Annotated in this window: 19 protein-coding genes and 1 pseudogene; 11 read left to right on the plus strand and 9 right to left on the minus strand. The window is 41.1% G+C overall.

Annotated features, from left to right (window positions below; all coding sequences use genetic code 11):
• Positions 1–466: 466 nt before the first annotated feature.
• Positions 467–1,879, plus strand: a complete 1,413-nt coding sequence (locus PI95_RS09730) for a reverse transcriptase family protein (protein ID WP_039737986.1) — start codon at positions 467–469, stop codon at positions 1,877–1,879.
• A 7-nt stretch (positions 1,880–1,886) separates the two neighbouring features.
• Here the strand turns inward: PI95_RS09730 and PI95_RS09735 are convergent, their stop codons facing one another.
• Together PI95_RS09735 and PI95_RS09740 are read right to left on the minus strand one after the other, a co-directional pair.
• Positions 1,887–3,062 carry an FG-GAP repeat domain-containing protein gene (locus PI95_RS09735; protein WP_039737994.1) on the minus strand — a complete coding sequence of 392 codons (1,176 nt, stop codon included), beginning with the start codon at positions 3,060–3,062 and terminating at the stop codon, positions 1,887–1,889.
• Between the two features lie 293 nt (positions 3,063–3,355).
• A complete protein-coding gene (locus PI95_RS09740) occupies positions 3,356–4,549 on the minus strand; it encodes an FG-GAP repeat domain-containing protein (protein ID WP_052324678.1) in 1,194 nt (397 codons plus the stop codon).
• 432 nt (positions 4,550–4,981) lie between these two features.
• On the opposite strand from PI95_RS09740, the gene PI95_RS09745 reads away from it, so the two are divergent.
• From PI95_RS09745 to PI95_RS09785, 9 genes are all read left to right on the plus strand, one after another.
• The gene (locus PI95_RS09745; protein WP_039737996.1) at positions 4,982–6,292 is read left to right on the plus strand and encodes an aminopeptidase P N-terminal domain-containing protein; all 1,311 of its coding nucleotides are present in this window, start codon (positions 4,982–4,984) and stop codon (positions 6,290–6,292) included.
• A 409-nt stretch (positions 6,293–6,701) separates the two neighbouring features.
• Positions 6,702–7,628, plus strand: a complete 927-nt coding sequence (locus PI95_RS09750) for a WecB/TagA/CpsF family glycosyltransferase (RefSeq protein ID WP_163518751.1) — start codon at positions 6,702–6,704, stop codon at positions 7,626–7,628.
• A gap of 504 nt (positions 7,629–8,132) precedes the next feature.
• Positions 8,133–9,071 (plus strand): beta-1,6-N-acetylglucosaminyltransferase, encoded by a 939-nt coding sequence (locus PI95_RS09755; protein ID WP_039737998.1) that lies wholly within the window; start codon positions 8,133–8,135, stop codon positions 9,069–9,071.
• Positions 9,072–9,104: 33 nt separating this feature from the next.
• Positions 9,105–10,070, plus strand: a complete 966-nt coding sequence (locus PI95_RS09760; protein WP_039738002.1) for a glycosyltransferase family 2 protein — start codon at positions 9,105–9,107, stop codon at positions 10,068–10,070.
• Positions 10,067–11,548 carry an oligosaccharide flippase family protein gene (locus PI95_RS35775; protein WP_052324679.1) on the plus strand — a complete coding sequence of 494 codons (1,482 nt, stop codon included), beginning with the start codon at positions 10,067–10,069 and terminating at the stop codon, positions 11,546–11,548. The genes PI95_RS09760 and PI95_RS35775 overlap by 4 nt, the downstream gene beginning before the upstream one ends.
• Before the next feature lie 111 nt (positions 11,549–11,659).
• Positions 11,660–12,781, plus strand: a complete 1,122-nt coding sequence (locus PI95_RS09770) for a glycosyltransferase (RefSeq protein WP_039738003.1) — start codon at positions 11,660–11,662, stop codon at positions 12,779–12,781.
• Between the two features lie 21 nt (positions 12,782–12,802).
• A complete protein-coding gene (locus PI95_RS09775) occupies positions 12,803–14,140 on the plus strand; it encodes an O-antigen ligase family protein (protein ID WP_039738005.1) in 1,338 nt (445 codons plus the stop codon).
• A gap of 88 nt (positions 14,141–14,228) precedes the next feature.
• Complete coding sequence (locus PI95_RS09780; protein WP_039738007.1) at positions 14,229–16,265, plus strand: GumC family protein; 2,037 nt, start codon at positions 14,229–14,231, stop codon at positions 16,263–16,265.
• 5 nt (positions 16,266–16,270) lie between these two features.
• Positions 16,271–17,608, plus strand: coding sequence for a GH39 family glycosyl hydrolase (locus PI95_RS09785; protein WP_039738009.1), 1,338 nt, complete (start codon positions 16,271–16,273; stop codon positions 17,606–17,608).
• A gap of 63 nt (positions 17,609–17,671) precedes the next feature.
• Here the strand turns inward: PI95_RS09785 and PI95_RS09790 are convergent, their stop codons facing one another.
• The 6 genes from PI95_RS09790 to PI95_RS09815 form a co-directional block, all read right to left on the minus strand.
• Entirely contained in the window at positions 17,672–18,217 is a 546-nt protein-coding gene (locus tag PI95_RS09790; protein WP_039738010.1) for a hypothetical protein, read from the minus strand.
• Positions 18,218–18,279: 62 nt separating this feature from the next.
• On the minus strand, positions 18,280–19,533 hold the full coding sequence (locus PI95_RS35780; RefSeq protein ID WP_063842291.1) for an ADP-ribosylglycohydrolase family protein: 1,254 nt from the start codon (positions 19,531–19,533) through the stop codon (positions 18,280–18,282).
• Between the two features lie 154 nt (positions 19,534–19,687).
• Positions 19,688–21,574 (minus strand): ATP-dependent zinc metalloprotease FtsH2, encoded by a 1,887-nt coding sequence (gene ftsH2, locus PI95_RS09800; RefSeq protein WP_039738012.1) that lies wholly within the window; start codon positions 21,572–21,574, stop codon positions 19,688–19,690.
• A gap of 301 nt (positions 21,575–21,875) precedes the next feature.
• Positions 21,876–22,067, minus strand: coding sequence for a hypothetical protein (locus PI95_RS09805; RefSeq protein WP_163518753.1), 192 nt, complete (start codon positions 22,065–22,067; stop codon positions 21,876–21,878).
• A gap of 161 nt (positions 22,068–22,228) precedes the next feature.
• Positions 22,229–22,726 carry a hypothetical protein gene (locus tag PI95_RS09810; RefSeq protein ID WP_039738014.1) on the minus strand — a complete coding sequence of 166 codons (498 nt, stop codon included), beginning with the start codon at positions 22,724–22,726 and terminating at the stop codon, positions 22,229–22,231.
• Positions 22,727–22,936: 210 nt separating this feature from the next.
• Positions 22,937–23,092: a hypothetical protein gene (locus tag PI95_RS09815; protein ID WP_163518744.1), complete on the minus strand. Its 156-nt coding sequence runs from the start codon at positions 23,090–23,092 to the stop codon at positions 22,937–22,939.
• Positions 23,093–23,164: 72 nt separating this feature from the next.
• Here PI95_RS09815 and PI95_RS09820 point away from each other — a divergent pair.
• Positions 23,165–24,449 (plus strand): annotated as a pseudogene (locus PI95_RS09820) (RNA-guided endonuclease InsQ/TnpB family protein).
• A gap of 136 nt (positions 24,450–24,585) precedes the next feature.
• Here the strand turns inward: PI95_RS09820 and gltX are convergent.
• Positions 24,586–26,028, minus strand: coding sequence for a glutamate--tRNA ligase (gene gltX, locus PI95_RS09825; protein ID WP_039738015.1), 1,443 nt, complete (start codon positions 26,026–26,028; stop codon positions 24,586–24,588).
• Between the last annotated feature and the right edge of the window lie 40 nt (positions 26,029–26,068).

The raw sequence follows: 26,068 nt of genomic DNA on the forward strand, positions 1-26,068 counted from the left end.
TAATAAACTGTTTGATTTGGCACATTCCACGATAAAGGTGTAGGTAATTTAGCACCACATCTTCCCAAAATCGGTAAACCGCGAATAAACTGGATACAACTCACGCGCATCTATAAGTTACGCGAAACAACCTTGCAAACCGGACGATGGTTCGTCGTCCTTGCGCTTAGTCTAACCATACATCACTAGCCTGTCTTGACTGTACGGTACTTCACCTGGGGGACCCTTTTACGGTTTGACTTCTATGAAGTTAAAGAAGGTCCCCCAGGTGGTACCGCTTGAGTAGAGCAGTCTAGTCCTGAGACCTTTACGAAGGGGAAACCCGCTACTTATGGCGCGTGAGTTTTTTTCTTTCACCCAAAACCCACCTTTGGGGATGACACTTTAATATCCATCAAATTATTTTGGTAATGATTGGTAAAACCTAACAAAATCCAAAATCCAAAATCTAAAATCCAAAATCGATATGTCCGACCAACCACGTACTCGCCAAGAACTATACGATCGCATTCGACAAGTTGGCACAGAGGAATTTATCCTCGAAGAAATGATACGTTATGGTTTCTGGTCTGCACAAGGCGAAATGCCGCAAGATCCAGCAGATGAAATTCGCCGCGCTGGAGAAATTCGCCGCGAACTAAACGAACTGCGGCAAGAAAGTCGAAAATTACAGGATGAAAAGGAATTACGGAAGCGCTTATTAAAGCAACGTTTAGAAGAATCCAAACGCAAGCGTCAAGAAACAAAAGAACGCCGCGAACAAGAACGGCGATCGCGTGCAGAAGTTTGGAAGCAGAAACAGCAGCAAGATATTATCTATCTTGGGGAGGATGTATCTGCGGGATTAAATAACACTCAAGGCAATGAAGAAAGGTTGCACTCCTACAATTTACCGCTATGCAACAACGCCGAACAAATTGCCGCTGCGATGGGAATTACTGTAGGTAAACTCCGCTTTTTGGCATTTGACCGCAAAACCTCGACAGTTTCGCACTACATCCGCTTCAGAATGCCGAAAAAGACGGGGGGAGAAAGAATAATTTCCGCACCGATGCCAAATTTAAAACAGGCACAGCACTGGATTTTGGCGAATATTTTGGAAAAGCTGGAACTTCATGACGCAGCACATGGCTTTAGACGCGATCGCTCTATCGTCACCAATGCTACACCCCATGTCGGCGCTGATGTAATCATCAACTTCGACTTAAAGGACTTTTTCCCCTCTATTTCTTATAAACGAGTCAAAGGTTTATTTCACTCCTTCGGCTATTCCGAAGCAGCGGCGACAATTTTCGGCTTGGTGTCTACCGCTGCTGAAGTCGAAAGTTTAGAAATTGACGGCAAAACTTATTATGTTGCAGTCGATGAACGTCACCTTCCCCAAGGTTCCCCAGCAAGTCCCGCAATTACTAACTTACTCTGTCGCCGCTTAGACCGACGTTTAACGGCGATGGCAGAAAAATTAGGTTTTACTTACACCCGCTATGCCGACGATTTGACATTTTCTGCTTCTGGCGACAGTTTGCGCCATATATGTAATATCCTCAAACGCACAGAATCAATTGTTACTCACGAAGGCTTTACCATCAACCAAGAAAAAACCCGAATTTTGCGAAAATCTCGCCAGCAGGAAGTTACGGGAGTGGTGGTAAACGATAAACCCAACGTTGACAACAAAACATTAAAACGCTTTCGCGCTACCCTCTTTCAAATTGAGAAAGACGGTTTAGAAGGAAAGCACTGGGGTAATGCTAATTTAATCGCTGCCATTGCTGGCTTTGCCAATTTTGTCGCAATGGTGAATCCAGAAAAAGGTGCGGAGTTTCAACAGCAAGTGCAACGTATCAAAAATAAGTATGTTCGCAACGGCAGGAGTTAGACAGATATTAAGAATACCACTCTAGAGGAAGTTGGTCTATATTGGTGGGAGTGGCTATGGTATCATTCATCTCCCAAATTGTATTATCGCCGGTTTGAGTATTGCGCCAGAAGATGTCAGTCTTGCCATCACCGTTAAAATCGCCAATACTAGGACTCCAAACTGGGTCAACTTTTGGCATAAAAGCAGAAGTATCAATATTTGTACCATCCATCAGCCAAGCAGTATTTTCTCCTGTTACAGAGTTGCGCCAAAAAATGTCAGTCTTGCCATCGCCGTTAAAATCGCCAATACTAGATGTCCAGTTAGCATCAAGTGTTGTTAAAGTACCTTCATTGATCAAGATACCACTCATCTGCCAAACTTTGTTTTCTCCAGTTACAGTATTGCGCCATAAAATGTCAGTATTTAAATCTCCGTTGAAATCGCCAAGGGTATAATTCCAGGATGGGTCGAGTTGCGATAAAGAATACTCACTTTCTTTCGTACCATCCATAAACCAAACTTTATTCTCACCTGTTACAGTATTACGCCAAAAGACATCAGTCTTGCGATCGCCATTAAAATCTACGATGCTGCGAGTCCAGTTGGCATCAAATGTCGGTAAAAAAGCCGCAGTGTTAACTGTTGTGCCATCCATCAGCCAAGCTGCGTTTTCACCAGTTTGAGAATTACGCCACAATATATCAGTCTTACCATCTCCATTAAAATCGGCAATGTCACTACTCCAAGATGGGTCAACTTGCAACACAGTAGTCGCAGAGGCAATTCTTGTGCCATCCATCAACCAAATAACATTGTCACCACTTTGACTATTACGCCATAAAATATCACTCTTACCATCACCGTTGAAATCAGCAATCTTGTAATTCCAGGCTGAGTCAAATTGACCCAAATTACCCGCTTCGGCAACTCTTGTGCCATCCATCAGCCAAACTGAGGTATCACCAGTTTGAGAGTTGCGCCAAAATTTATCTGTCTTACCATCACCGTTGAAATCGGCAAGAATTGCCGGACTGTTGAAAATTGAATTCGGATTTTCTGCTGCTTGTGCTGATTCTGAGGATTTACCCAAACCTAAAAAATTATTTAAATTAAGCTTGTCTCCCAAATCTTTTACCGATTCAAATGATTTTAAAGCACTATCTGTAGAAACAATTAAGGAATTTTTCGATTCCAACATAGAATTTATTTTTTACTACTTTTCATAACTATTTTTAACTGTTTATTTTTGATTTTTCTGTTACTTTATAACATCCAAACTTTTTGTTTTGTTCAACTATAGCAATATAGATGCCAAGAAACCCGGTTTCTTAAAGAAACCGGGTTTCTATTCAAAGTTGCGACCTTCGATGAAAGTAAAAAAATATGACTTGTATACCCACATAAATATACAAGTCATATTCAGTAATTGAAAATTAGATTCGCAGTCAGAACAAGAGTCCTTAATTTAAGCGTTAAAATGCTTACTACGAATTACATGGTATACCACTCAGGAGAAAGTGCATCCGTAGGAGTCTCAGTTGCATTTGTTCCATCCATTGTCCAAATGGTGTTGTCACCGGTTTCGTAATTGCGGAAGAACACGTCACTCTTGCCATCACCGTTGTAATCGCCAATGCTAGCTTTTGACGATGGATTAGATTGCGCTAGAACAGCTTCGCTGCTAACTGTAGTGCCATCCATCAACCAAGCAGCGTTCTCACCGGTTTGCTTATTGTGCCACAAGATATCAGTCTTACCATCACCGTTGAAATCGCCAATGCTAGATTCCCAGTTGGCATCAAGCGTTGTTAGAGAACCTTCATTAACGAGGACACCATTCATCGTCCAAATTTTGTTTTCTCCGGTTTGCTCGTTACGCCACAAAATGTCAGTCTTCAAGTCACCGTTGAAATCGCCAAGGGTAGCAGTCCAAGCTGCATCCTGCGATTGTAGATCAAATGGAGTGGCTTGATCGCCATCCATAAACAAAACTTTGTTTTCTCCGGTTGTCATGTTACGCAAGAAGATGTCGCTCTTACCGTTGCCATCAAAATCAACAATGGTAGGAGTGAACGCTGGGTCTGACTTATCTAAAGCAGTTGAAGAAGTGACTGTTGTGCCATCCATCTCCCAAATGGTATTTTCACCGGTTTGGGTATTGTGCCACAAGATATCGGTTTTGCGATCGCCATTGAAATCGCCAATGCTAGATGTCAACGCTGGGTCAACGTTTTCTAGAGAAGCTGAACTAGCAACTTTTGTCCCATCCATTAGCGCAACGACATTCTCACCCGTTGACTTGTTGTGTAACAAAAAGTCGGTTTTACCATCACCATTGAAATCGGCAATGTTGTAATTCCATGAGGATACGTCATATGTTCCCAGCGAACCTTTTTCAGTAACTGTTGAACCATCCATCAGCCAAACCTGAGTTTCACCGGTGGCACTATTAACCCAGACTTTATCCGCTTTACCATCACCGTTGAAATCAGGAACAATCGCTGCACTGGTTAGGTAAGGATTAGGATTGGGGTTTGCTGTCGCCGATGCTTCATCTTGTAACGATTGTGAGGCTTTCCCCAAGCTCAAAGAAGTATTTAAATCATCTTTGGTCGAAGTATTTGAAGTTATGTCTGTTGTTAATGCACTAGTTGTCGCGCTTTGGGGATTTTTAGCTGAAAACATGTTGTTTGTTTATCACGCAGTTTCATAAAGTTTTAGCTGCTTTCTTCAAGTTAATTCAAGTGTTATTTAAACACTTTTCTGGTTGTTTAATGTTTTATTTATAAGTGTTATGATTTGTCGATTTTACACTATTATATATGTAAATATTTTTTCGTTAAATATGAACTTTTGGCAAAATTCATTTTGTTAAATACTTATCAAAAAAATCTCTACATTACATAACAGTTTTATCTAAGAAATTCAAGTCATGACTAATCGCGCATTCGCGATATATGAAGTCCGTACTTGCCAAGAGTTAAGATAAGTAGGTAAATATAAAGACACAAATCAAACTTAGCTGTGTTGCCTTATTTGTAAAAAAACAATAACTTATATATCTAGGCTTAACTTTGCCCACGTACTTCCCACGAGAATTTGAGTTATCAAGTAACCATGCAAGCAGAATATCGGCAGCGTCGCGAACAGTTGATGGCAAAAATTGGCAATGGTACTGCGATATTTCGCAGTGCTACTGCTTCAGTCATGCATAATGATGTAGAATATGCTTATCGCCAAGATAGCAATTTTTTCTACCTGACTGGTTTTAACGAAGCGGAAGCGGTAGCGGTTTTAGCACCGCATCACGCAGAACACCGCTTTATATTGTTTGTGCAACCGAAGGATAGAGAAAAGGAAGTTTGGAGTGGTTATCGCTGCGGGGTGGATGCAGCGAAGGAAATTTACGGTGCGGATGAAGCTTACCCGATCGCTGAATTAAATGAAAAATTGCCGCAGTATTTAGAAAAAGCCGATCGCCTTTATTATCACTTAGGACGCGATCGCTCTTTCAACGACACTATCCTCAAACATTACCAAAGCTTACTACGCACTTATCCCAAACGCGGTACCGGACCAATCGCGATTGAAGATACTTGCACAATCTTAAACAGCATGAGATTGGTAAAAAGTCAAGCTGAGTTGGAATTAATGCGAAAAGCTGCCGATATTGCGGTTGAAGCACACAATCACGCGATCGCATTTACCCAACCCGGTCGTTACGAGTATGAAATTCAAGCAGAAATCGAACACATTTTCAGAAAACGAGGTGCGACAGGACCTGCCTATCCTTCAATTGTCGCTTCTGGTGTGAATGCTTGCGTGCTGCACTATATCGAAAATAATCGGCAAATGCAAGATAACGAATTGCTGCTGATTGATGCTGGTTGTGCGTATGGTTATTACAACTCGGATATTACGCGGACATTTCCGGTAGGTGGTAAATTTACGGCTGAACAAAAGACACTGTATGAACTTGTATTAGAAGCACAGAAACAAGCGATCGCGCAAGTGCAACCAGGCAACCCCTACAAATTAATTCATGATACAGCAGTGCGCGTCCTCACCGAAGGCTTAGTTGAACTCGGTATTCTTGTTGGTGAAATTGACAAGTTAATCGAAGAAGAAAAATACAAACCTTATTATATGCACCGCACCGGTCATTGGTTAGGTTTAGATGTGCATGATGTAGGAGTTTACCAACATGGTGACGATAAACCGCAGATATTACAACCAGGTCAAGTGCTGACAGTAGAACCAGGACTTTATATTGTTCCAGATACCAAACTGGCAGAAGACCAACCAGAAACAAACCCCCGTTGGGTTGGTATTGGTATTCGCATTGAGGATGATGTTTTAGTTACACCCACAGCACATGAAGTGTTGACTGCGGGAGTTCCCAAAGCAGTAGACGAAATAGAAAGATAAAAAATAGGGATGGTGTTTACCATCCCGGACATAATTTCAGCACTCATTAACTAATAGAACTAGAAGTTCACTTTTCACTTTGTAAACATTATTTACTTAGTATTAAATAGTATTTATTGCCTTACTCTCGTTTCTCAAACACTTTTTCAGAAACAGACGATGCAATTTACTTCATGAAAAGTCGAAATAATACTTTAGACATATGCCCAAATGAGTATCAAAGTCTTGTCAAACAAGGTTCAAAACCTAATTTCCGGATAAATCTCTTGTATATTATTATCTTTATAAAAAATTAACATATAATTTATAAAATTTATATAATTAGGTAACAGATTAATGTAACATACTTATGTATGCATGGGTGCTTCTACTGAATCGATGCCGTTTTTCAACAATCAAATAGCATCTCATGACACAATTGGTAAGTAAATTCTTGCGTGGAATTAGGGTTTTTCCTTACTCAAGTCCACGTAATTTTCACAATGTCAAAATTCAATCTGCAATAATACAGAACAAGGCAATAAATGCTACTACTGTAAATAAAAGACCAATTTTTACAGTGTATTTATTGGAACGGCGGATAAATTGTATGACTATCCCTGCAATTGTGGAGGCAGTTCAGAGGGCATGTATTGAAGGCAAGAAAATAATTGTAGCGAATTACAATATCCACAGCTTTAACTTATCGATGCAATTGCCGTGGTATTACGAGTTTTTGCAAAGTGTAGAAATTGCTAACTGTGATAGCGTGGGAATATTAAGGGCGATCGCTTATATGGGGTTGGATTTACCCTTAGATTACCGAGCCTCGTACACATTGTTAATGCCCAAAGTCTTGGAAAGTTGCAATAAACATAAGTTTTCAGTATTTTTCCTGGGAGCGAAGCCGGAATATTTACAAACTGCCCTTGAGCGCTTGAGAGTCAAGTATCCGAGTGTTTGTTTTGCTGGACATCACGGCTATTTCGACAAAGAAGACCCAAAAGCAAATCAAGCTGTAATTGAGCAAATCAATCAAGTAAAGCCGAATATTTTGGTTGTAGGCATGGGAATGCCAATTCAAGAATCTTGGGTGCAAAAGCATCGCAGCAGCTTACAGGTTAATGCCATCATGCTTGGTGGAGCGATTATCGATCGCATGGCTGGAGTAGTCTCTGATTGTCCGCATTTTATATCTAATATGGGTTTTGAGTGGCTCTATCGTCTCACTCGCGAACCAAAACGCCTAGCAGCTCGCTATTTGTTAGGAAATCCAGCTTTTGCATTACATATTGCTTTAGCAATGTCTAATGCATCACCACTACGAGTAGAACTCACGTCAAATATAGATAGATAATTCGAGTGAAGGTAATATTCATTTTATTGATTCAGCGCTGCACTACATCATCCAATTAGCATGTTCGTTGACTACATGTGTGTATGTCAAGAAGAAAACATGATTAAAGAGTGAATAATTCCCAGAGGATATCTAGAATTGTAGAATATTAATTGTAGCCAAAAATTTGGCGCTAGTGTTCAGTATTTCCTTGTTGAGTTAGACTTTATCGCTCATCAAAAGACATAACCCGCGTTATTTAAAAAAAGTCACAATCAGTGGTGCAAAAGCTTTTCGCTTCTCACTAATTATGGTGCATTGAAAAAATCAGGCGTCAGTGAAAAATAAAAATTTCATGGTATGCGATGCTCTTGCCGAGCTACTATGTAAATATCCTTTCAGTAAATAATATTAAACTTGCTTAAATGTCAATTTCATTGTCAAGAACTGACTTCATAGCAAGTAAATATTATCGTCTCACCAACTAGATTTCCAGCCATTAATAAAAGCTGATTAGACAAAATTATGAAAGTTTGTTACTTAATACAGAGTCATATAAATCCTCAGCAAATTTATCGATTAATTGATATTATAAAAAAATCCCGTCCTGAGGCTCAAGTTATTGTTAGTCATAATTTTTCAAGTTGTGAATTGGATGTGACAACTTTACAAAACTCTGGCGTTCAAGTATTAACAGGTAAGGGTGGACGTGGCGATTTTGTGCTGCTCCAATCTTATCTCGATGCTATCAAATGGTTGATTGATAACCAAATTAACTATGATTGGTTAATTTACCTTTCTGGTCAGGATTATCCCATCAAACCAATATCAAAGATTGAGAATTTTTTAGCTGAAACTAATTATGATGGGTTTATAGAATATTTTAAGATTTTTTCACCCGAAAGCCATTGGAATATCAAAGAAGCTACAAGCCGTTATTTATTTAGATATAAAAAAATTAATTCCCTGACAAAATTACCAAATTGGGTAAAGGAATTACTTACACCAGTGAAAATAATAAATTACTTGCAGCCTTTTGTCAGAATAAATTTGGCATATGACATGTTAGGTGTGAGAGCATTATCATTATTGATTAAAGACTTTGTTTTTTATGGAGGTTCTTTTTTTACTACTTTATCGAGAAAATGTGTAGAATATTTGCACCAATTTTGTCAAAACCATCCAGAAGTAGTCGAATATTACAAAGGAGTATGCGTAGCCGATGAATCTTTTTTACAAACAATATTAGTTAATAGTGGATTATTCAATTTATGTAATGATAATAAGCGCTACTATGATTTTTCTCAAAGTCGGAATGGGCGTCCCGCAATTTTAACAACAAATGATTATAATGCAATAATACAAAGCGACGCTCACTTTGCGAGAAAATTCGACATCTGTAAAGACAGTAGGATTTTAGACCTTTTAGATAAGGAAATTGGGAAAGTTGTATTTGATAGCTAATTTTTGTGGTTTGGAGTTTGAAGGATCTTAATAATGCTTACTACACCAAAGGTTAGTGTTGTAGTCCCCGCTTATAATGTTAGCGGCTACATTCAAGAAACGCTGATTTCACTCGAATTACAAACTTTTTCAGACTTTGAGGTATTGGTAGTTGATGACGGTTCTAGCGATGATACGGCAGCTATAGTGAAAAAATTTGAAGAGCGAGATTCACGCTTTCAACTATTGCAGAAATCAAACGGGGGTTTGTCATCTGCACGCAACTATGGCATCCGTCATGCGCGGGGTAAATATATTGCCTTGCTGGATGGTGATGATGTTTACCACAAAGATAAATTAGCAACTCATGTTGATCGCTTAGATAGAGATGCTGATATTGGAGTGGTTTACAGTGCTTCGCAGACAATTCGCGACGATGGACGACCAACGTTTATTAGCTTGAGCGGCAAACCAATACATTCAAATTTGATGTTGGCTTTGTTGTGCAAAAATTTCGTCGGACACGGTTCTAATGGAGTGTTTCGTCGATGTTTGGTGGATGAGGTTGGGGAGTTTGACGAAGACTTACGCAGTTGGGAAGATGTGGATTTTTGGTTGCGGATAGCAGCAACGCAGAAGTGGGGTTTTTATCGAGAGAAGCGTATTTTATGCTACTACCGCGTTCGTCCTTCTGGACTGTCTTTTAATCTCATGCAAATGCGGATTTGTGGTGAACAGGTCATTCAGGGTGCTTATCGACGATCGCCAGAGTTAATAGAACCAATGTTACCAACAGCTTACGCTTATATGTACCGCTATTTAGCGCGGTTGAGCCTTCAGGGTGGTGATATAGAAACAGCGCGTGATTTTATTGACCAAGCTTTGATTTGCGACAAGTCAATTTTTTATCGGGATATGCGATCGCTCCTAACCCTAGTATCTGTGCGTTTCTTCGCAATCGCGAAACTGGCGATCGGGCGATCGCTCGGTTCTGCAAAGTACGCCAAAAAAGAAGTATGAAAAGCATAGATGATGAATCATCTGATATTTTACCTACAGAACCAACAAGTAAGAATTCCTTGCTTAAAAACGGATTTTGGGCAACCTATGGAGCTTTTGCTACACGTTTTTTGGCTTTAGCTAATAACTTGCTACTTGCAAGATTGCTGCTGCCATCAGAATTTGGTGTCATTGGTGTAGCTTATATTTTTTGGTCTTTTGTAAATTTATTTGCCCAAGATACTGCTGCTTCATTCATTGTTTATAAAGGTATCAAAGATAAACGTTATTTAAATACCACTTACACAATTAGTCTTGGCATCGGTTTAATCTTAGCAGTAGGGCTTATCGCTACATCTCCCTTGATAGCCAAGTTTTTTGGCATCCCTGATTTGATTTGGCTTTTAACTGGATTTGCCTTCAATTTGGTGCTGTCTTTCTATCAGTCCGTTTATGTTGGAGTCCTGAGAAGCCAGATGCGATTTCAAAGCCTGACAAATTTAACCTTAGTAGCTTCAATGGCACGAGTTTTTTCTACCGTTGTTAGCGCTCTGCTCGGACTAAGCTACTGGTCTTTTTTAATAGGAGATATGATTTCTTGGGTGATAGCTTCGATTCTCGCCCGTCGTGAAGTTAAATATAATTTTCAGTTACAAATAGACAAAGAAGTTTGTTCAGAAGTACTTTCTTACTCCTTAGGTGGTACAGGCTATAGTTTGGGATACTACGTCAATGCTAACTCTGACAATTTCGTAGTTGGAAAACTCTTAGGTACAACCAGCTTAGGTTATTACAATTTAGCTTACCAATTGACAATGGCATTACCTGTAATTTTAAGCCAGGTCGTCAATCAAATTGGAATGTCTGCTTTTACGCAAATGACAGACGATAAACAGCAAGAAAATGCTCTAAAGAATGTAATTGAGCAAATTGCTGTTTTTATTACTCCCATATACGCTTTATTCTTTTTAATCATTGATAAGCAAGCTATTTCTCTAATTTTTGGCGAAAAATGGACACCTGTTGCCGCATTAATCCCTTGGTTGTTAGTATTTGCTTACTTCCGTGTAGTCAACTCTGCTATTAGCTCGATGTTACAAGCCAAAGGTCGTCCGGGAGTTAATGCCAAAGTCAACTTAATAATTGCTCCAATAGCCGTAATAGGTTTTGTAATTGGATCAATTCAAGGAAAAATTATTGGAGTCAGTATTTCTGTAGCAATTATATTGGGAATTGGTTGGACATTTTATTGGTGGTCGGTAGGTTGTAAGGCTCTAAAATGGTCAATGATAAAAATTTTACAGCCAAGCTTTCTGCCAATTTTCTTCACAGTCATATTGATGATATGTTTCTCTTATTTACCAATAATTATTAAACCAATTATTTTTGCAATTGCCTATTTAATTGTCATGCGGAGGTTTCAACCAATATATTTTCGGAAGATTCAAGATTTTGCTGACAAAGGTTTTCTACTTATTCGGAGAAAAATTAACTTATAATTTATGTTAATAGTCAAAAAATCAGGAAATAATTAAAACGATGATACTATAGAATCAGCCTTTCCTGTATTTGCGGCTTTCGTCTATAGACCTAAATAATAATGAATTACCATGTCTAAATCTTCGCCTGATATCGCAATTTTTTTGCGTTGCCTTTATGGAGGTGGCGCTGAACGAGGAATGCTGAATTTAGCTCGTAATTTTTTGCAGCAAAAACTCACAGTTGATATGGTAGTTGTTAAGGAAGAAGGCTCTTTACTAGAACAGTTGCCGCCAGGAATTCGACTTATAAATTTAAACGCACAATCCAAGCTTGGCATCTTGCCTAAATTGGTTAAATATTTGCAGCGAGAGCGTCCTGTAAGTATGCTGGCAACGCTACACTATCCTTGCGAGATAGCCATCTTAGCAAAGCGTATTGCTCGCGTATCGACACGCATAGTAGTATCTGAACAGAATAATCTTTCTCAAGAAGCAAAACGCATTCCACAACTTTCAGTACGTTTAACACCTTTAGCAGTAAAACTTTTTTACCCTTGGGCAGATGCTATTGTGGCTGTTTCCCAAGGAGTAGCCGAGGACTTAGCTAATGTAACTCACCTACCAAGAAAGCGGATTGATTTAATTTACAATCCAGTTGTAACTCCTGAGGTGTTTACAAAGGCAAAAGAACCAGTTAATCACCCGTGGTTTCAACCCGGAGAACCGCCGGTCATTTTGGCAGTAGGAAGGTTATATCCACAGAAAGATTATCCTACTTTAATAAATGCCTTTGCCCAAGTGCGGCAAGTACGTCGCAGTCGGTTAGTAATTTTAGGGGAGGGACCAGAAGAAGATAGTCTGAATAATTTGATTCGCGAATTAGGTTTAGAAGAAGATGTTGCCATGTTGGGTTTTGCGGATAATCCTTACGCTTACATGGCAAAAGCCGCAGTTTTTGTTTTGTCTTCTGCTTGGGAAGGTTTCGGCAATGTACTTGTAGAAGCATTAGCTGTAGGAACTCCAGTAGTGTCTACAAATTGCGAAAGTGGTCCATCGGAAATATTGGCAAATGGTAAGTATGGTAACTTAACACCAGTTGGGGACTCTAAGGCAATGGCTGAAGCTATTTTAAATGTTCTCGCTGGCAATATTAAGAAAGTAGATTTCAGTTGGCTGAATCAATTTACCTCAGAAACTTGTGCCGAAAAATATCTACAGGTGTTGGGATACCCAACAAAACTATTAGCCTAAAAAACTTCAATAATTTAAAGAATGCTGGAATTTAGCCGCACTAGTAAAATTACCTCCAAACAATCTGAGTCCAAACTGCAAGCTTTATCATTTGCAGAAAGGATAATTTACTGGACTATTGTACTCACACCTCTTTGGTGGTTGTTGGGAGTACAAACTATTGTCTATCCAGTTGTTAGTGCGTTTCTACTAGTTGCTGGTTTTAAGCTAGACAAGCTAATTAAAAACTCTTTGCCAATTTGCAATTGGGCATGGTTAGCAATGATTTTAGCTGCACTTTGGACAAATATTTTGGGGTTGGAACAAATAGGCTTCGATCCTTTGAAAACAGCAGCCACATTCTTTACTTTATTTAAAGGCTACTTGATGATATTCGCCTGCATGACTGTACCATTTTGGCATCGCATCAGAGTAAAAGTGATTGTGCGGGCTGTATCTTGGATGGCAATAAGCTATTTAGCACTCCTTGCTATTCAAATGGTAATACTTTTTGCGCTCGGTTCTCAAGAACCTTTTTTACCGCCTTTAGCCCGCATAATTCCGGGTGAGAAAGCCAGTTTGATGGTGAAGTTTGCTGTCATTCAGCCATTTTTTGGTATTCCCTTACCTAGGACAGACCTATACACCGCAGACCCTCCTATTTTGGGGGTTTGTGCCCTTTTATGTTTCTTTATTTGCTTGAGTGAAAGTAGCGATCGCCTGCGTAAATTTGCTTTAGCAGGATACTTAATTGCTTTGATAATTTCTCAAAGTCGTCTAGCTTGGATATGCTTTCCGTTAGTATTTATAATTATTGGTTGTTTCCGTAGTGGTTTGGCTCGACAAGGTTCTTTATGGGTAGCATCTTTTACCTCTTTATTGTGTGCCATTTTCGGTTTAGCTTTACAAGATGTAATCAATACACCCTTAAAAACTTTTAACAGCGCTCGTGCTGACTCATCGAAAGATCGAGAATATGTTGTTAATGCTACTATTGATGCATGGAAAGAGTCACCTTGGGTAGGGTGGGGAATTGTTGATAAAACAGCGTCTTGGGGAAATGGAGCATTTGAGCTTCCCTTGGGAACATTTTCTTCCTACGCACAAGTGCTTTACGTACACGGGGTGTTTGGCTTTGTTTTTTTTATTACAGCAATAATTTCAACTGCGTGTGCCTTTTGGGAACCTGCTATGCGGGGAAACCGCATTTGCCAACAAGCATTTGCGAGTTTAATAGCTCTATATATATTGTGTCAAGCGACTACTTTGACTTGGATGGCGATTTATTTTTGGTTCTTTTTTGTTTGGTTGGGGGCTATTTTGGTAGAAGTAAGGCAGCAGAAGTTAAATATTACCAGTTGGGAACAACTTTCAGTATAAAAGGCTTCAAAATAAAAATTTTAAATCTAGATTTTGCATCTATCCGAAGTGGTATGTTTTGATAAATTAATAATTTGGTATTAGTTTCATGGCTAAAATAGCAGCGATCGCCATCAGGCATTGGAAGCCCCTAATATTGTGGAACATACTAGTATTGGGAGTAACTGTTGCCACCGCTATGTTTTTGCCCCGTGTTTGGAAGGCAACAACACAGTTTACAGTTAATGGAGCAAGTGGCAATTTAGATGCCAATTTAGGCATTTTGGGTTCCTTGAAAAATGGTACTTCTAATATTTCTGCGACTGGTGGGAACAGTCAATTGAATATGCAGCAGAGTATTCTCAACAGCGATACTTTGATGGAAAGGGTGCTGGCAAAAGACCCAGAAAAAGCTGAATTCAAAAGATTAGTTGATTACAAGAAGCAATTTGAAGTTACTCCGGATGAAACTTCAAATATCCTTTCTATTAGCATCAACGCTTCTAGTCCAGAATTGGCAAAAGTACGGGCAGATAATCTCACAAAATTGTTTCACCAGCGACTCAACGAACTGCGTCAAACAAACCGTTCATCTAAAAGACAGTTAAGCAAAAAAGAATTAGATGGCGCGAAAAAGAATTTGATTTTGGCACAACAAGCTTTAGCCAGGTTTAAGCAGTCTACCGGACTAGTTGACGCTCAAGAACAAACAAAAGCAATAGTTAGTACCATTGATAGTTTAACTAAAGCTCAATTACAGGCACAGTCCCAAGCTGAATATAGTCAAAATCGGGTTGCTACTTTATCAAATCGTCTGCGAATGTCACCAAATCAAGCTATTAGCTCTTTGAGTTTGGGTGAAAATAAAGATTACCAATTTATTAGAGCCAAACTATCAGAAGTAGAAGCTGATTTAGTGCGGCAAAGTACTAAATATACTAATGACCATCCTGTTGTTAAAGAACTTTTGCAACAAAAGCAAGCATTATTGAGCCAGATACAAAGCCAAGTTAGCCAAACTGCTGCTGGTTCGTCTATCGACACCACACTCAACAGTCAAGGAGAAGGACGTGCCAGTTTAGTCGAACAGTTAATTTTGGCAGAAACAGAAGCTAAGGGTCAGCAACGTCTCGCTCAACAAATACAAAGTCAAGTAAACCAGCTCAAAGCTAATTTAAATTCTATACCCGCTCAACAAGAACGGTTAGGTGAACTTCAACGCAGTGTTGATGTAGCAGAGGGTGTTTATAAAGGTTTAGTTGCCCAAGTGCAGCAAACTAATATTGATGTCTTTGATGTTTATCCCAATGTGGAAATATTAGATGCAGCCAGAGTTGATAGCAAGCCTGTTTCTCCCAACTTATCGTTAATGGTCTTGAATGCTTTACTAGCAGGAATAATTGGCAGCATTGCCCTATTATTACTGCTAGAAAGACGCAACCCGCTGTTGAGTCCTCAAGACTTGGAATATATGAAGTTCCCGATAGTTGTCTCTATTCCTCGAATCAAAAATACTGAACTGAAATCAAAACTAGATGATAGAAAGGTCAACTTCTTTCAACGTCTTGCTTCCGCAGTCAGCTTGCAACCTCTAAATAACCGCTATTTATTGATTACCAGTGCAATGGAAGGTGAAGGTAAAACAACTGTTACCTTGGGGTTAGCAAGGGCATTAGTAGATTTAGGTTTTCGGGTACTAATGGTGGATGGAGATTTTTTCCAGGCAGAACTTACTCACAAATTAGGTTACACTAAACAGCTTAACAATACTCTAACGCCCATTTCCATAGAACGTAATCTCGATTTATTGCCTGCCATCCCACAACACGGCAAAATTCTGGAGATGATATCCGGGGGACGTTTTCAACAAGCGCTAGCAGATGCCAAATCGCATGGTGAGTATGATTATGTTCTAGTTGATACTGCTCCTGTCAGTTCCACAACTGCTACAGCATTAATGACAGCCCAAATTCCCAATGTATTATTTGTTGTCCGACCGGGTATGAGTCATAGTAGCTTGGTTCGTGATAGCCTCGAACAATTGATCCAACATCAGGCATCAATTTTAGCTTTGGTAGTTAATGACGTAGAAACTACAGTTAAACCTTACACGCATCGCTTGCATGATGTCGTGATAAATGAATAAGCATTATGCGACGAAGAGAGGTTTTGATGGGAGTATCAACTGCCGCAGCAGCATCGCTATGGCATACAATCTCCCAGGTACAACAAGATACAAAATCAGTCCGAGTCAGTGTGGATTGGCAAACATCAATAGCTAAATCCACAGTCAACACCTTTGGTTCTAATGATTATGAAATTACCACACCCGAACGTGCGCGAGACTCTGCATACCAAAAATTATTATCTGAGTTAAATATCAAATTAATTCGCATCCATCATGGTGAATTGAGCGATCGCTGGTCGAATCCAGCGACTAAAACCTGGGATATAGCGAAAATTAAAGCTTGTTTCGATGCATCCTATCCCCAAAAACCCATTATTATTCAAAATATCGGCAGTTGGGCTAAGTGGATGCAAAAAACTCCAGATGGTCTGCTACACCCTAAAGAATATGACAACTATGCAGCTTTTTGTGCAGAGTTGGTGGTAATTCTCAATCAACGTCTATCTCGCAACATAGTGTATTGGGAACCATTTAACGAACAAGATGTGCGCTATCACAAAGCAGGAAAGCTTGACGAACTATGGCTTATCTACAACAAAGTTGCTCAAGCAATGAAAGCCAAAGACCCCAAAATTAAAATTGGCGGTCCCGTCCTCACTTGGGATGAAACAAGCCGACTCGCATCATTTCTGCAAAGTTGCGCTTCTAATGTAGACTTTATCTCTTGGCATCGTTATGCCAGCGGTGATGCTAACGACTCCACCGATAAAATCATGGCTTACACGCCCAATTACGGTCAACAAGTGCGAGAATTCCGGGCAATTACCAAAAAATATATTCCCCAGCGTCATATACCCTTATTACTAGGCGAATACAACATTAACTACTCTTGGGAATCTGGTGAAAAGCGTCAAAATACTTACATTGGGGCAGTTTGGTTTGCTTCCGTACTCAAACACCTAGCAGAAGCGGGTGTAGATATGGCAACCTCCTGGCATTTGAAAGACGGAATTTACGGCATGATTGACTCCGAAAATCGTTTGCGACCCGCCGCGACTGTATTTGCTTGGGGAGTAAAGTATTTAACAGGTACAGTCATGCAGACAAAAAGCGATCGCTCCAGTGTAGAAGCAATGGCAGTCATAAATGCTGACGGAAGACGTTCTTTATTGTTAATCAACAAATCAGCTAAACCTGCCGAACTTGCTTTAACAGGGATGTCAAAAATCAAACTCCCGAATATTTTGCCTATTTTTTACCTAAATGCAGATGGAGTACAAAATACTAGCATCACTCAACAATTGTTGTTGGGAAAACCTTTTAATTTAGAACCCTACTCTCTGGCTTTAGTTCGTTTATAGGTAGTAAGGGCTTCAGCCCTTAAAAACGAAGATATGAGCGGTAAACCGCTCACTACAGAATTTTTAAGAACATCCTTCGACAAATTCCACTTCCGGCAGTTTACCCGATCGCAACTGCGTAACACGCTTGCCATCAGTCTCAAATATTAGGCGATAGTTACTATAAGCGCGGTCTTTCGGTGTCAAAGTTAAGTAATGTCCACCTATGACGTATTGATGAGGTGTGACTGTAATTTGTCCTGGGTAGAGAGATTTAATCTGCGCTTCTGTATCCCCAATACGCGCACCGCTAAAAGTAGTAACGCGACTATTTTTATACACATCCACCCTAGAAATGCGTCCCCCTGCCACCATAAAGCCAATATTTTGCGGTTCCCCTTGCGGCTTCACATAGTAACAACTATTATTAGGTGCATCACCAACTAACTTTGTACCAGCAGCTCTTGTCGCTTCTTTCACAGTCATTCCCACTCGCACTGTTCCGATACCATTGAGAGTTAGTTTCGATTGGTTTGTTAACTTCGCTTGCGCTAAAACAGTCCCGACAGTCAAAGAAGAAAACGCAACTGTTGCCGTAATTAAAGTTAATAATTTATGTTTGCTGTTCATTTTATATAGATAAAAAAGGGTATGATTTTATCTACCCTACCCTTCATCTCTATTTCGGACTTTCACTCTGTTTGTTTGCGAAACTCAGCTATCACCTCAATCAAACCCACAATATTGCGATTGAACTTTGGCAAATCTTCCGCAGGTATCCAATATTCTTGATGCATCAAAGCTCCTACAGTTTTCACTGAATAGCGACTTAAAAAATCTGCCTTTACTTGAAAGCGCGTTACATAGCCGATGCCTGTATCATTGGTTGCTGCATTCCAATCGCGGGCAATTTGTACAGCGTATTCTTCGTTAAGTACTGGGTAAAAAATCGGCTGTTCTGGTAGTCGCGGTGGAAACTCTCGATAACCGCTTTCTCGAATCAAAGCCAGTTCGTTTGCTCCCGTAGGACGGAACAGAGTAATAGTTTCTCCATCCCACTTGGGTAAAGGTTCTCGCGCTTGCAACCACTCTTTAGGGATGCTTTTTACACCAGCAGACAGCGCGACAATACCGCCGACAATAGCGCAAGTGGTATCTCTATCACCCAAGCCACTCACAGTTAACCACAGTGCTTCTTCGTAGTTATCAAGGTGTTGAGCAGCACACCACAACGCAAAAGGAACTGTATCTTGTGCAGAGATATAAGTGCCATTTCCTAGTATAGCGGCGGCTGAGTTAATGTGTGTTTTTTCGGATAAATCACGAGCTTGGCGTATCTTTGACTTTACCTCGCTTTCTGGAATATAAGGCAAAATAAAGTTGAGAAATTCTTCTTTGCTAGGTAAAGAATCTCGTAATGCAAGCGCCAAAGCTGCTGCGATCGCTACAGCAATAGCGCCGGCGATCGCTTCCGGATGAGTGTGAGTAATTTCCGCACTTTTCTTTGCTTGCGTGACAACCAAATCCAAATCGTCAGCAAAATATGCTCCTACAGGTGCAACCCGCATCGCTGCACCATTCCCATAAGAACCTTGTCCTGCAAACAAACTTCTCGCTACTTTTTGCCAAGCTTCCCCATTCTGTATCCGTGTCAGCAATTTATGCATCGACGCACCATAACCGCGATCGCGCACGTAATATTTAGCAAAGCTTTGTGCAAGCTTATCTTGGTCAATTTCCCCACATTCTCTCAGGATGGACACAATCGAAAGTGCCATTTGAGTATCATCAGTATAGTACCAAGGCGATGCTGGTATGGCACGCGCTGCCACTAAACTTTCCACCACATCTGGATGCAGAAAAAATCGCTCTCCAAAAGCATCTCCCACCGATAAACCTTCTAGAGAACAGCACAGAGCGATAAGGTGAGGATCGTTAGTTGTCACGACAGTAATTTTTGCACCTTTGTATTACAGTTTGTTATATATCAAAATTGAAAAAAAAAGGGGATGGTATTCACCATCCCCCTAACAACGTTCGCTGAAAGCTCTTATTACTACAGTTGTTTCAAATCCAATTCCCGAAATGTTGAGATATTAATTAAAGTTGAGGTACGTACTGTTGCTTTTCAGGAACTTCTGTGTATTCAGCCACAATCTGACGGAATTCTTCACCGTCAATAGTTTCTTTTTCGATGAGCAGATCCACCAAGCGATCGGTAACGCTGCGATTTTCGCGAATCAGCTGCTTTGCTAAGTCATAACACTGCTCGACAATTTCCCGAACTTGGGAATCGATGCGACGAGCGATCGCTTCGGAATATTCAGATCGTGTCGTCCAGTCACGACCCAAGAATACTTCTCCTTGCTGACTTTCCAAAGACAGCGGACCTAAATCCGACATCCCGAAACGTGTTACCATTTGACGTGCCATTCCTGACAACTGTTGCAAGTCTCCACCCGCACCAGTAGTCACTTCCGCATGACCAAAAATCACATCTTCAGCAGCGCGACCACCCAAAGCACCAGTAATTCTTGCTTTCAACTGAGAACGGGAAATTAAACCTTGTTCTTCGTTGGGAGTAAACCAAGTCAAACCCTGCGCTTGTCCTCGTGGGATGAGGGTAACTTTTTGCACTGGGTCATGGTCTTTAAGCAATGTGCCGATCAAAGCGTGTCCGACTTCGTGGTAAGCAATCAAGCGTTTGCTCTTGCTATCTACCAAAGGAGTACCTTCCATCCCAGCGACTACGCGGTCAACTGCGTCATCAACTTCTGCCAGGGTCATACCTTCTTTGCGGCGTCTGGCGGTGAGAATTGCCGCTTCGTTGAGTAAATTGGCTAAATCAGCACCGGTGAAACCAGGAGTACGACGAGCGATCGCTTCTAAAGATACACTCTTATCTAGTTTCTTATTGCGAGCGTGAACTTGCAAGATTTCCAAGCGTCCTTTGATATCCGGTGCATCAACAGTTACTTGTCTGTCAAAGCGTCCGGGACGCAATAATGCTGCGTCTAATACATCAGGACGGTTGGTAGCCGCAATAATAATGATGCCGGTGTTACCTTCAAAACCATCCATCTCAGTGAGGAGTTGGTTCAGGGTTTGTTCTCTTTCATCGTTACCACCACCGATACCAGCACCGCGCTGTCTACCTACGGCGTCGATTTCATCGATAAAAATGATACAAGGCGCGTTATCTTTCGCTTTCTTGAACAAATCGCGCACGCGAGACGCACCGACACCGACGAACATTTCTACGAATTCCGAACCGGAAATACTGAAGAAAGGTACACCAGCTTCACCAGCGATCGCTTTCGCTAATAAAGTTTTACCAGTTCCCGGAGGTCCAACCAACAGCACTCCTTTAGGAATGCGTGCCCCGACTGCGGTAAATCTTTCTGGTTGTTTCAAAAAGGTGACAACTTCTTGCAGTTCTTCTTTAGCTTCTTCGATGCCTGCTACGTCGTCAAACTTGACTCCGGTTTTTGCCTCCATTTGAAAGCGAGCCTTAGACTTGCCAAAATTCATCGCTTGTCCGGGACCACCAGGAAGGTTGCTAGAGCGGCGGAACAAAAAGAACAATCCAGTAATCAATAGAATTGGAAAAATCAGATTCCCTAACAGTCCCCAGATTGCTCCATCATTCCGCATCGGGTGAGCATCAAAACTAATTCCTTTGGTTTTCAGCTTGGAAATTAGCTCAGGAGCGCTCATCGGCAGGTCTACCCGCACTCGTTGGACGCGATTATCGAGTTCTGGATCGACGGCTTCGACAATTGCTGTCCTACCACCTTCATAAAGATCCACGCTGGTGACTCGATCTGCATCCAAATATTCCAGAAAGCGACCATAGGTCATGCGAGTACTGGCTGTGTTCTTAGTCATGTCCGCAGGAGAAGAAGCAAATGCTCCTTGCCAGAAGAAAAAGCCAATTACCAAAGCAGGCAATGTCCAGAGTACTAGGACTCTCCAAGAGAATTTCATTTTAATTTGCCTTTAGATGCCAATAACAACTAACTAGTAGCAACTGATGGTGCTGACAACTTCCGGCTGAAGTGCGAAGCATGAAGTATACTTCTGCGGCTCGAACCGAAGCTTAGTACTTTATCCTTCATCCTTTATCCTTCATCCTTTTTTTGCTCACCCTGTCACTACGCCGTGAAACGGATGTTTATAAATCCATTTTTCTTTAATCTTATGTTTTACACGCATTTCCATAGAGCTATTGAAGCGCTACGGTAAATCCATGACACCATTAAGAATCTTAATTAAATTTAACTTAATTCTAATACATTACACCAGCAGAGTTTGAGGAGAGGGGGAGATGGGATGGAAAGAGGGGGGGATGGGGAGATGGGGAGATGGGGGAGCAGGGGGAGAGTATTAAATTTTGAATTCTCCTTGTCCCCTTGTCCCCTTGTCTGCCTTGTCCCCTGCCACGCCAGATGCTCCACTTGGGGAGACCCCAAGACCGCACTGGCTCCCCTGCCCCCTGCCCTAGGTCCGATGCTGGACAAAAATGGCACTCATAGTTCGTTTACTAGATCCTCAACACCCCACGACATTTTACAGATGTTGGCTGTCAATGAGTGTCTATTGTTTGTGAAACCCCCTGCTCCTTATCCCTTTCCCTAAACCCTACTTTGATTCTGTAATCTCTAGAGTATAAGGGAGATACCTGTTTTTGTTGTAGGAACCAATCCAAATCTTGTAAGTTCCAGGAAGCCATTCGCCAACAATGCCGGGATTTTCACCGTCAAACTCATCATTACACCAGCTGCCACCAGGTCCAGTGACAATCAGTGTAGTATCTTCCGGACTGTCTACTTCTAACTTCAGGTAGTCGAATTTAGTTGTTAGCTCCAAGGTATGATCTGGTTCTTCATCCACAAACCCAGTACAGGGACCCGTAGCAGTTTCTGATCTTCCAGCGACTCTTCTGGCACGTATGGAACCACCACTCATACCTCGAACTACCAGGGGGTCTGGGGAAAACCTGCCGCCAACACGAATATCTCCAAATATGGGCGGTGGCACTTCTTGAGCATAAGCTACAGTATTAATTGCTGATGCCACTAAAAGCGTAACTATCGTGAACGATAATCTTATCCCTCTATTTAGTAATGTTTTCGGCATTTTGTTTACAGGAATTTTCTAAGTGTTTTTTAAGACACTAATTTTACACGCCAAGTTCCCAAGGCGCGAGTAATTAACTACTTAATTTAGATTCGGAATTATTTATTATTCAGTAATGCTGACTTTGAAAGTTTTTTATGTTCTTTATAAAGGGTAGGTTGAAAACCCTGTGGCTTCAGCCCAGGGATGAAAACCACTTTAAGGCAGGGTTTACCCTGCCTTGATGCTATCTTTTTTAGGTTCTGGCAGAGAATCAATCCATTCATCAATCATACTGCTAATAGTTCGGTCTAACTCGGCTGACAATAAGACTAGCTTATAATATCTGCGGTCGGTTAGCCTTACGTTTAATCTTTTAGTTTTCATGCTGGCGTTCAATGGCGTTACATTAATGCTATCATAAATTGAGGAGCGTTAAATAAAGGAGGTGATACCGCAGTGCTGGTTTTCGAGTACAAAGTTAAGGGTAAGCAACACCAATATCGAGCTATTGATGAAGCGATTAGAACTACTCAGTTCATCCGAAATAAGGCTCTTAGATATTGGATGGATGCACCGAAAGAGCAAAAAATAGATAAGATTGCTTTGAATAATTATTCAACAGCACTGCGTAAAGAATTTGGATTTGTTAAAGACTTAAATTCAATGGCTTGTCAGGCTGCAACTGAAAGAGCTTGGTTATCTATTGCTAGGTTTTACGATAACTGTAAGTTTAAGAAGGCAGACAAAAAAACGCCACATGCCTCAAGTCGGGAAACCCGCCCACGGCAGTGGCTCGGCTTCCCACGCTTCCAGAAAGATAACCGTTCGGTTGAGTATAAAACCAGTGGATGGTCATTACATCTTACAAAGCGACGCATCACCTTTACTGATAAAAAAGGTATTGGAGAGGTCAAACTGTTAGGAAAGTGGGACATTCAGACCTACCCTGTTAAGTCCATTAAACGAATTCGGTTGGTTAGAAAAGCTGACGGTTACTACTGTCAATTCGCGGTTGATGTACAGACGCCCGTTTGTCTGGGCGTCTGTACAACTGAACAGAGAACGGGTAATGGCGAACTCGGCTTGGATGTTGGTCTTGAGTTTTTCTATTCTGATTCCAACGGTCATCATGAAGAAAACCCAAGGTTTTTAAGAAAAGCCGAAAAAACCATTAAACACGCTCAACGTCAGATATATAAGAAAGAAAAAGGAAAGAACCAACGGCGTAAAGCAAGACAGAGATATGCAAAGGAAGCATTTAAAAGTAAATAGGCAACGGAATGAACACGCGAAGAGACTCGCGCGTAACGTATGCAAGTTTAACAGCTTAGTCGCCTATGAAGATTTGAGTGTTAAAAACATGGTAAAAAATCATTGTCTTGCCAAGTCCATTAATGATGTAGCTTGGAGTCTTTTTCGTCGTTGGTTGGAATATTTTGCTGCTAAGTTCAATACCACAGTTGTTGCAGTCAATCCTAGAATGACATCTCAAAAGTGTTCTGATTGTGGCGCAATTGTGAAAAAGTCTCTTTCAACTCGTACTCATAAATGTAGTTGTGGTTGCCAGATGCAAAGAGACGTGAACGCAGCGATAAATATTTTGAATCTTGCACGACAAGTTAGGGACGGGCAGTCCCAAAGTAACGCTACAGGACTAGCAACCTCTACTCTAGTTGGTGAAAACCTGCTTGAGCAAGTAGCTAGGAAGAATGTAGAATCCCCTGGCTTTCCGTTAAGATGAGCGACAGCGAAATCTTAACAGCCAGGGGAGTGTCAATCTCTACCAAGACTTAGCATTCAGGACTTTATATTGTTACGAATGATTAGGGGCGTACAAACGTCCGCCCCCACAATGCCGACAACAAAGCAAGTAATAGCTAATTAGCTTTCGGTATAGCCTCAGTCAAGCGCGGCTTATCTAAATTAATTCGATTAAGTAGCAACCACGATTGAATTAAGTCGGGACCGTGAACATCTCCGGTTAAAGCGGCACGGAGACTACGCATTACCAAACCTTTCTTGACATTTTGCTGTTTAACTACCTGTTTGATAATGTCTTGGGCGCTAGATTCACTTAGTTGCTGATTATCTACAGCAGCGATAATTCCCTGTAATGCCGCAGCAACACCATCTTGCGTTAGTTGAGCCACTGCTTCATCACTAAATGGTACTGTTTCAGTGAAAAACAGTTGACTCATCGCTACCGCATCTGTCAAACGAGTCATACTCGGCTGAATTAAAGTAACTAGCTGCTCTAACCAAGAACGTTCTCGTCCTTGGTCAAATTTATACCCTTCTTTCTCCCAAAAGGGAATAATCAAATCTGTCAATTTATCTACTGGCATTGGGTGGATATACTGACTGTTTAACCAATCGAGTTTCGCCCAGTCAAATTTCGCGCCTGCTTTATTCACACGCTCAAAGCTAAACTGTTTGGCGGCTTCTTCTAAGGTGAAGATTTCCTGCGTTGAGTCTGGAGCGGACCAACCCAATAAGGTCATGTAATTGACTAAAGCTTCGGGGGTGAAACCCATTTGCTTGAAGTCAAAAATGGAAGTAACACCGTCTCGTTTGGAAAGCTTGCGCCCATCGATGTTCAAAATTAGGGGTGTGTGGGCAAATTCTGGAACTTTTGCGCCAAAGGCTTCATAAAGCAGAATTTGCTTGGCGGTGTTGGCAATGTGGTCTTCTCCTCGGATGACGTGGCTGATTTGCATATCCATGTCATCAACTACAACCGCAAAATTGTACAGTGGCTGACCAATTCCATCTTCTGCGGCACGAGCGATGACCATATCACCGCCTAAATCGCTGCCTTGCCAACTCATGTTTCCCCGTACCAGGTCATTCCAAACAATTTCCCGGTCGTCTTCAATTTTGAAGCGAATTACAAAGCTACGCCCTTCTGCCTCAAAAGCAGCCTGTTGTTCTGGGGTGAGGTTGCGATGACGGTTGTCGTAGCGGGGAGCCTCGTTTCTGGCTTTTTGAGCTTCTCGCAAAGCTTCTAGTTCTTCGGAGGTGGTGTAGCAGCGATAAGCCAACTGTTTATCTAGCAGGCTTTTTACTGCTTCTTTGTAAATATCGAGGCGTTGGGATTGAAAAAATGGTCCTTCATCCCAAGTTAGTCCTAACCAGCGCAGTCCCTCTAGGATATTTTCGGTATATTCGGGACGCGATCGCTCGACATCTGTATCTTCAATTCTCAAAATAAATTTGCCGCCTTGGTGACGGGCAAATAACCAGTTAAATACAGCGGTTCTCGCCGTACCAATATGCAAATTCCCAGTCGGACTCGGAGCAATACGCACTCTGACAGTCACAGCAAATTCTCTCTTCGCTAAAGCATGATTAATCTAGCTT

Source organism: Hassallia byssoidea VB512170, assembly GCF_000817785.2.
In the GTDB taxonomy this organism is placed as follows: Bacteria; Cyanobacteriota; Cyanobacteriia; order Cyanobacteriales; family Nostocaceae; genus Hassallia; species Hassallia carrinoi.

What these genes read in the sequence shown, in the direction of transcription:
- PI95_RS09750 (WP_163518751.1), top strand. Translation starts at nt 6,702, where the DNA reads ATGACACAATTGGTAAGTAAATTCTTGCGTGGAATTAGGGTTTTTCCT.
- PI95_RS09735 (WP_039737994.1), bottom strand. Translation starts at nt 3,062, where the DNA reads ATGTTGGAATCGAAAAATTCCTTAATTGTTTCTACAGATAGTGCTTTA.
- PI95_RS09815 (WP_163518744.1), bottom strand. Translation starts at nt 23,092, where the DNA reads ATGAAAACTAAAAGATTAAACGTAAGGCTAACCGACCGCAGATATTAT.
- PI95_RS35775 (WP_052324679.1), top strand. Translation starts at nt 10,067, where the DNA reads ATGAAAAGCATAGATGATGAATCATCTGATATTTTACCTACAGAACCA.
- PI95_RS09755 (WP_039737998.1), top strand. Translation starts at nt 8,133, where the DNA reads ATGAAAGTTTGTTACTTAATACAGAGTCATATAAATCCTCAGCAAATT.
- PI95_RS09775 (WP_039738005.1), top strand. Translation starts at nt 12,803, where the DNA reads ATGCTGGAATTTAGCCGCACTAGTAAAATTACCTCCAAACAATCTGAG.
- PI95_RS09790 (WP_039738010.1), bottom strand. Translation starts at nt 18,217, where the DNA reads ATGAACAGCAAACATAAATTATTAACTTTAATTACGGCAACAGTTGCG.
- PI95_RS09785 (WP_039738009.1), top strand. Translation starts at nt 16,271, where the DNA reads ATGCGACGAAGAGAGGTTTTGATGGGAGTATCAACTGCCGCAGCAGCA.
- PI95_RS09740 (WP_052324678.1), bottom strand. Translation starts at nt 4,549, where the DNA reads ATGTTTTCAGCTAAAAATCCCCAAAGCGCGACAACTAGTGCATTAACA.
- PI95_RS09745 (WP_039737996.1), top strand. Translation starts at nt 4,982, where the DNA reads ATGCAAGCAGAATATCGGCAGCGTCGCGAACAGTTGATGGCAAAAATT.
- PI95_RS09780 (WP_039738007.1), top strand. Translation starts at nt 14,229, where the DNA reads ATGGCTAAAATAGCAGCGATCGCCATCAGGCATTGGAAGCCCCTAATA.
- PI95_RS09770 (WP_039738003.1), top strand. Translation starts at nt 11,660, where the DNA reads ATGTCTAAATCTTCGCCTGATATCGCAATTTTTTTGCGTTGCCTTTAT.
- ftsH2 (WP_039738012.1), bottom strand. Translation starts at nt 21,574, where the DNA reads ATGAAATTCTCTTGGAGAGTCCTAGTACTCTGGACATTGCCTGCTTTG.
- PI95_RS09730 (WP_039737986.1), top strand. Translation starts at nt 467, where the DNA reads ATGTCCGACCAACCACGTACTCGCCAAGAACTATACGATCGCATTCGA.
- PI95_RS09760 (WP_039738002.1), top strand. Translation starts at nt 9,105, where the DNA reads ATGCTTACTACACCAAAGGTTAGTGTTGTAGTCCCCGCTTATAATGTT.
- PI95_RS09810 (WP_039738014.1), bottom strand. Translation starts at nt 22,726, where the DNA reads ATGCCGAAAACATTACTAAATAGAGGGATAAGATTATCGTTCACGATA.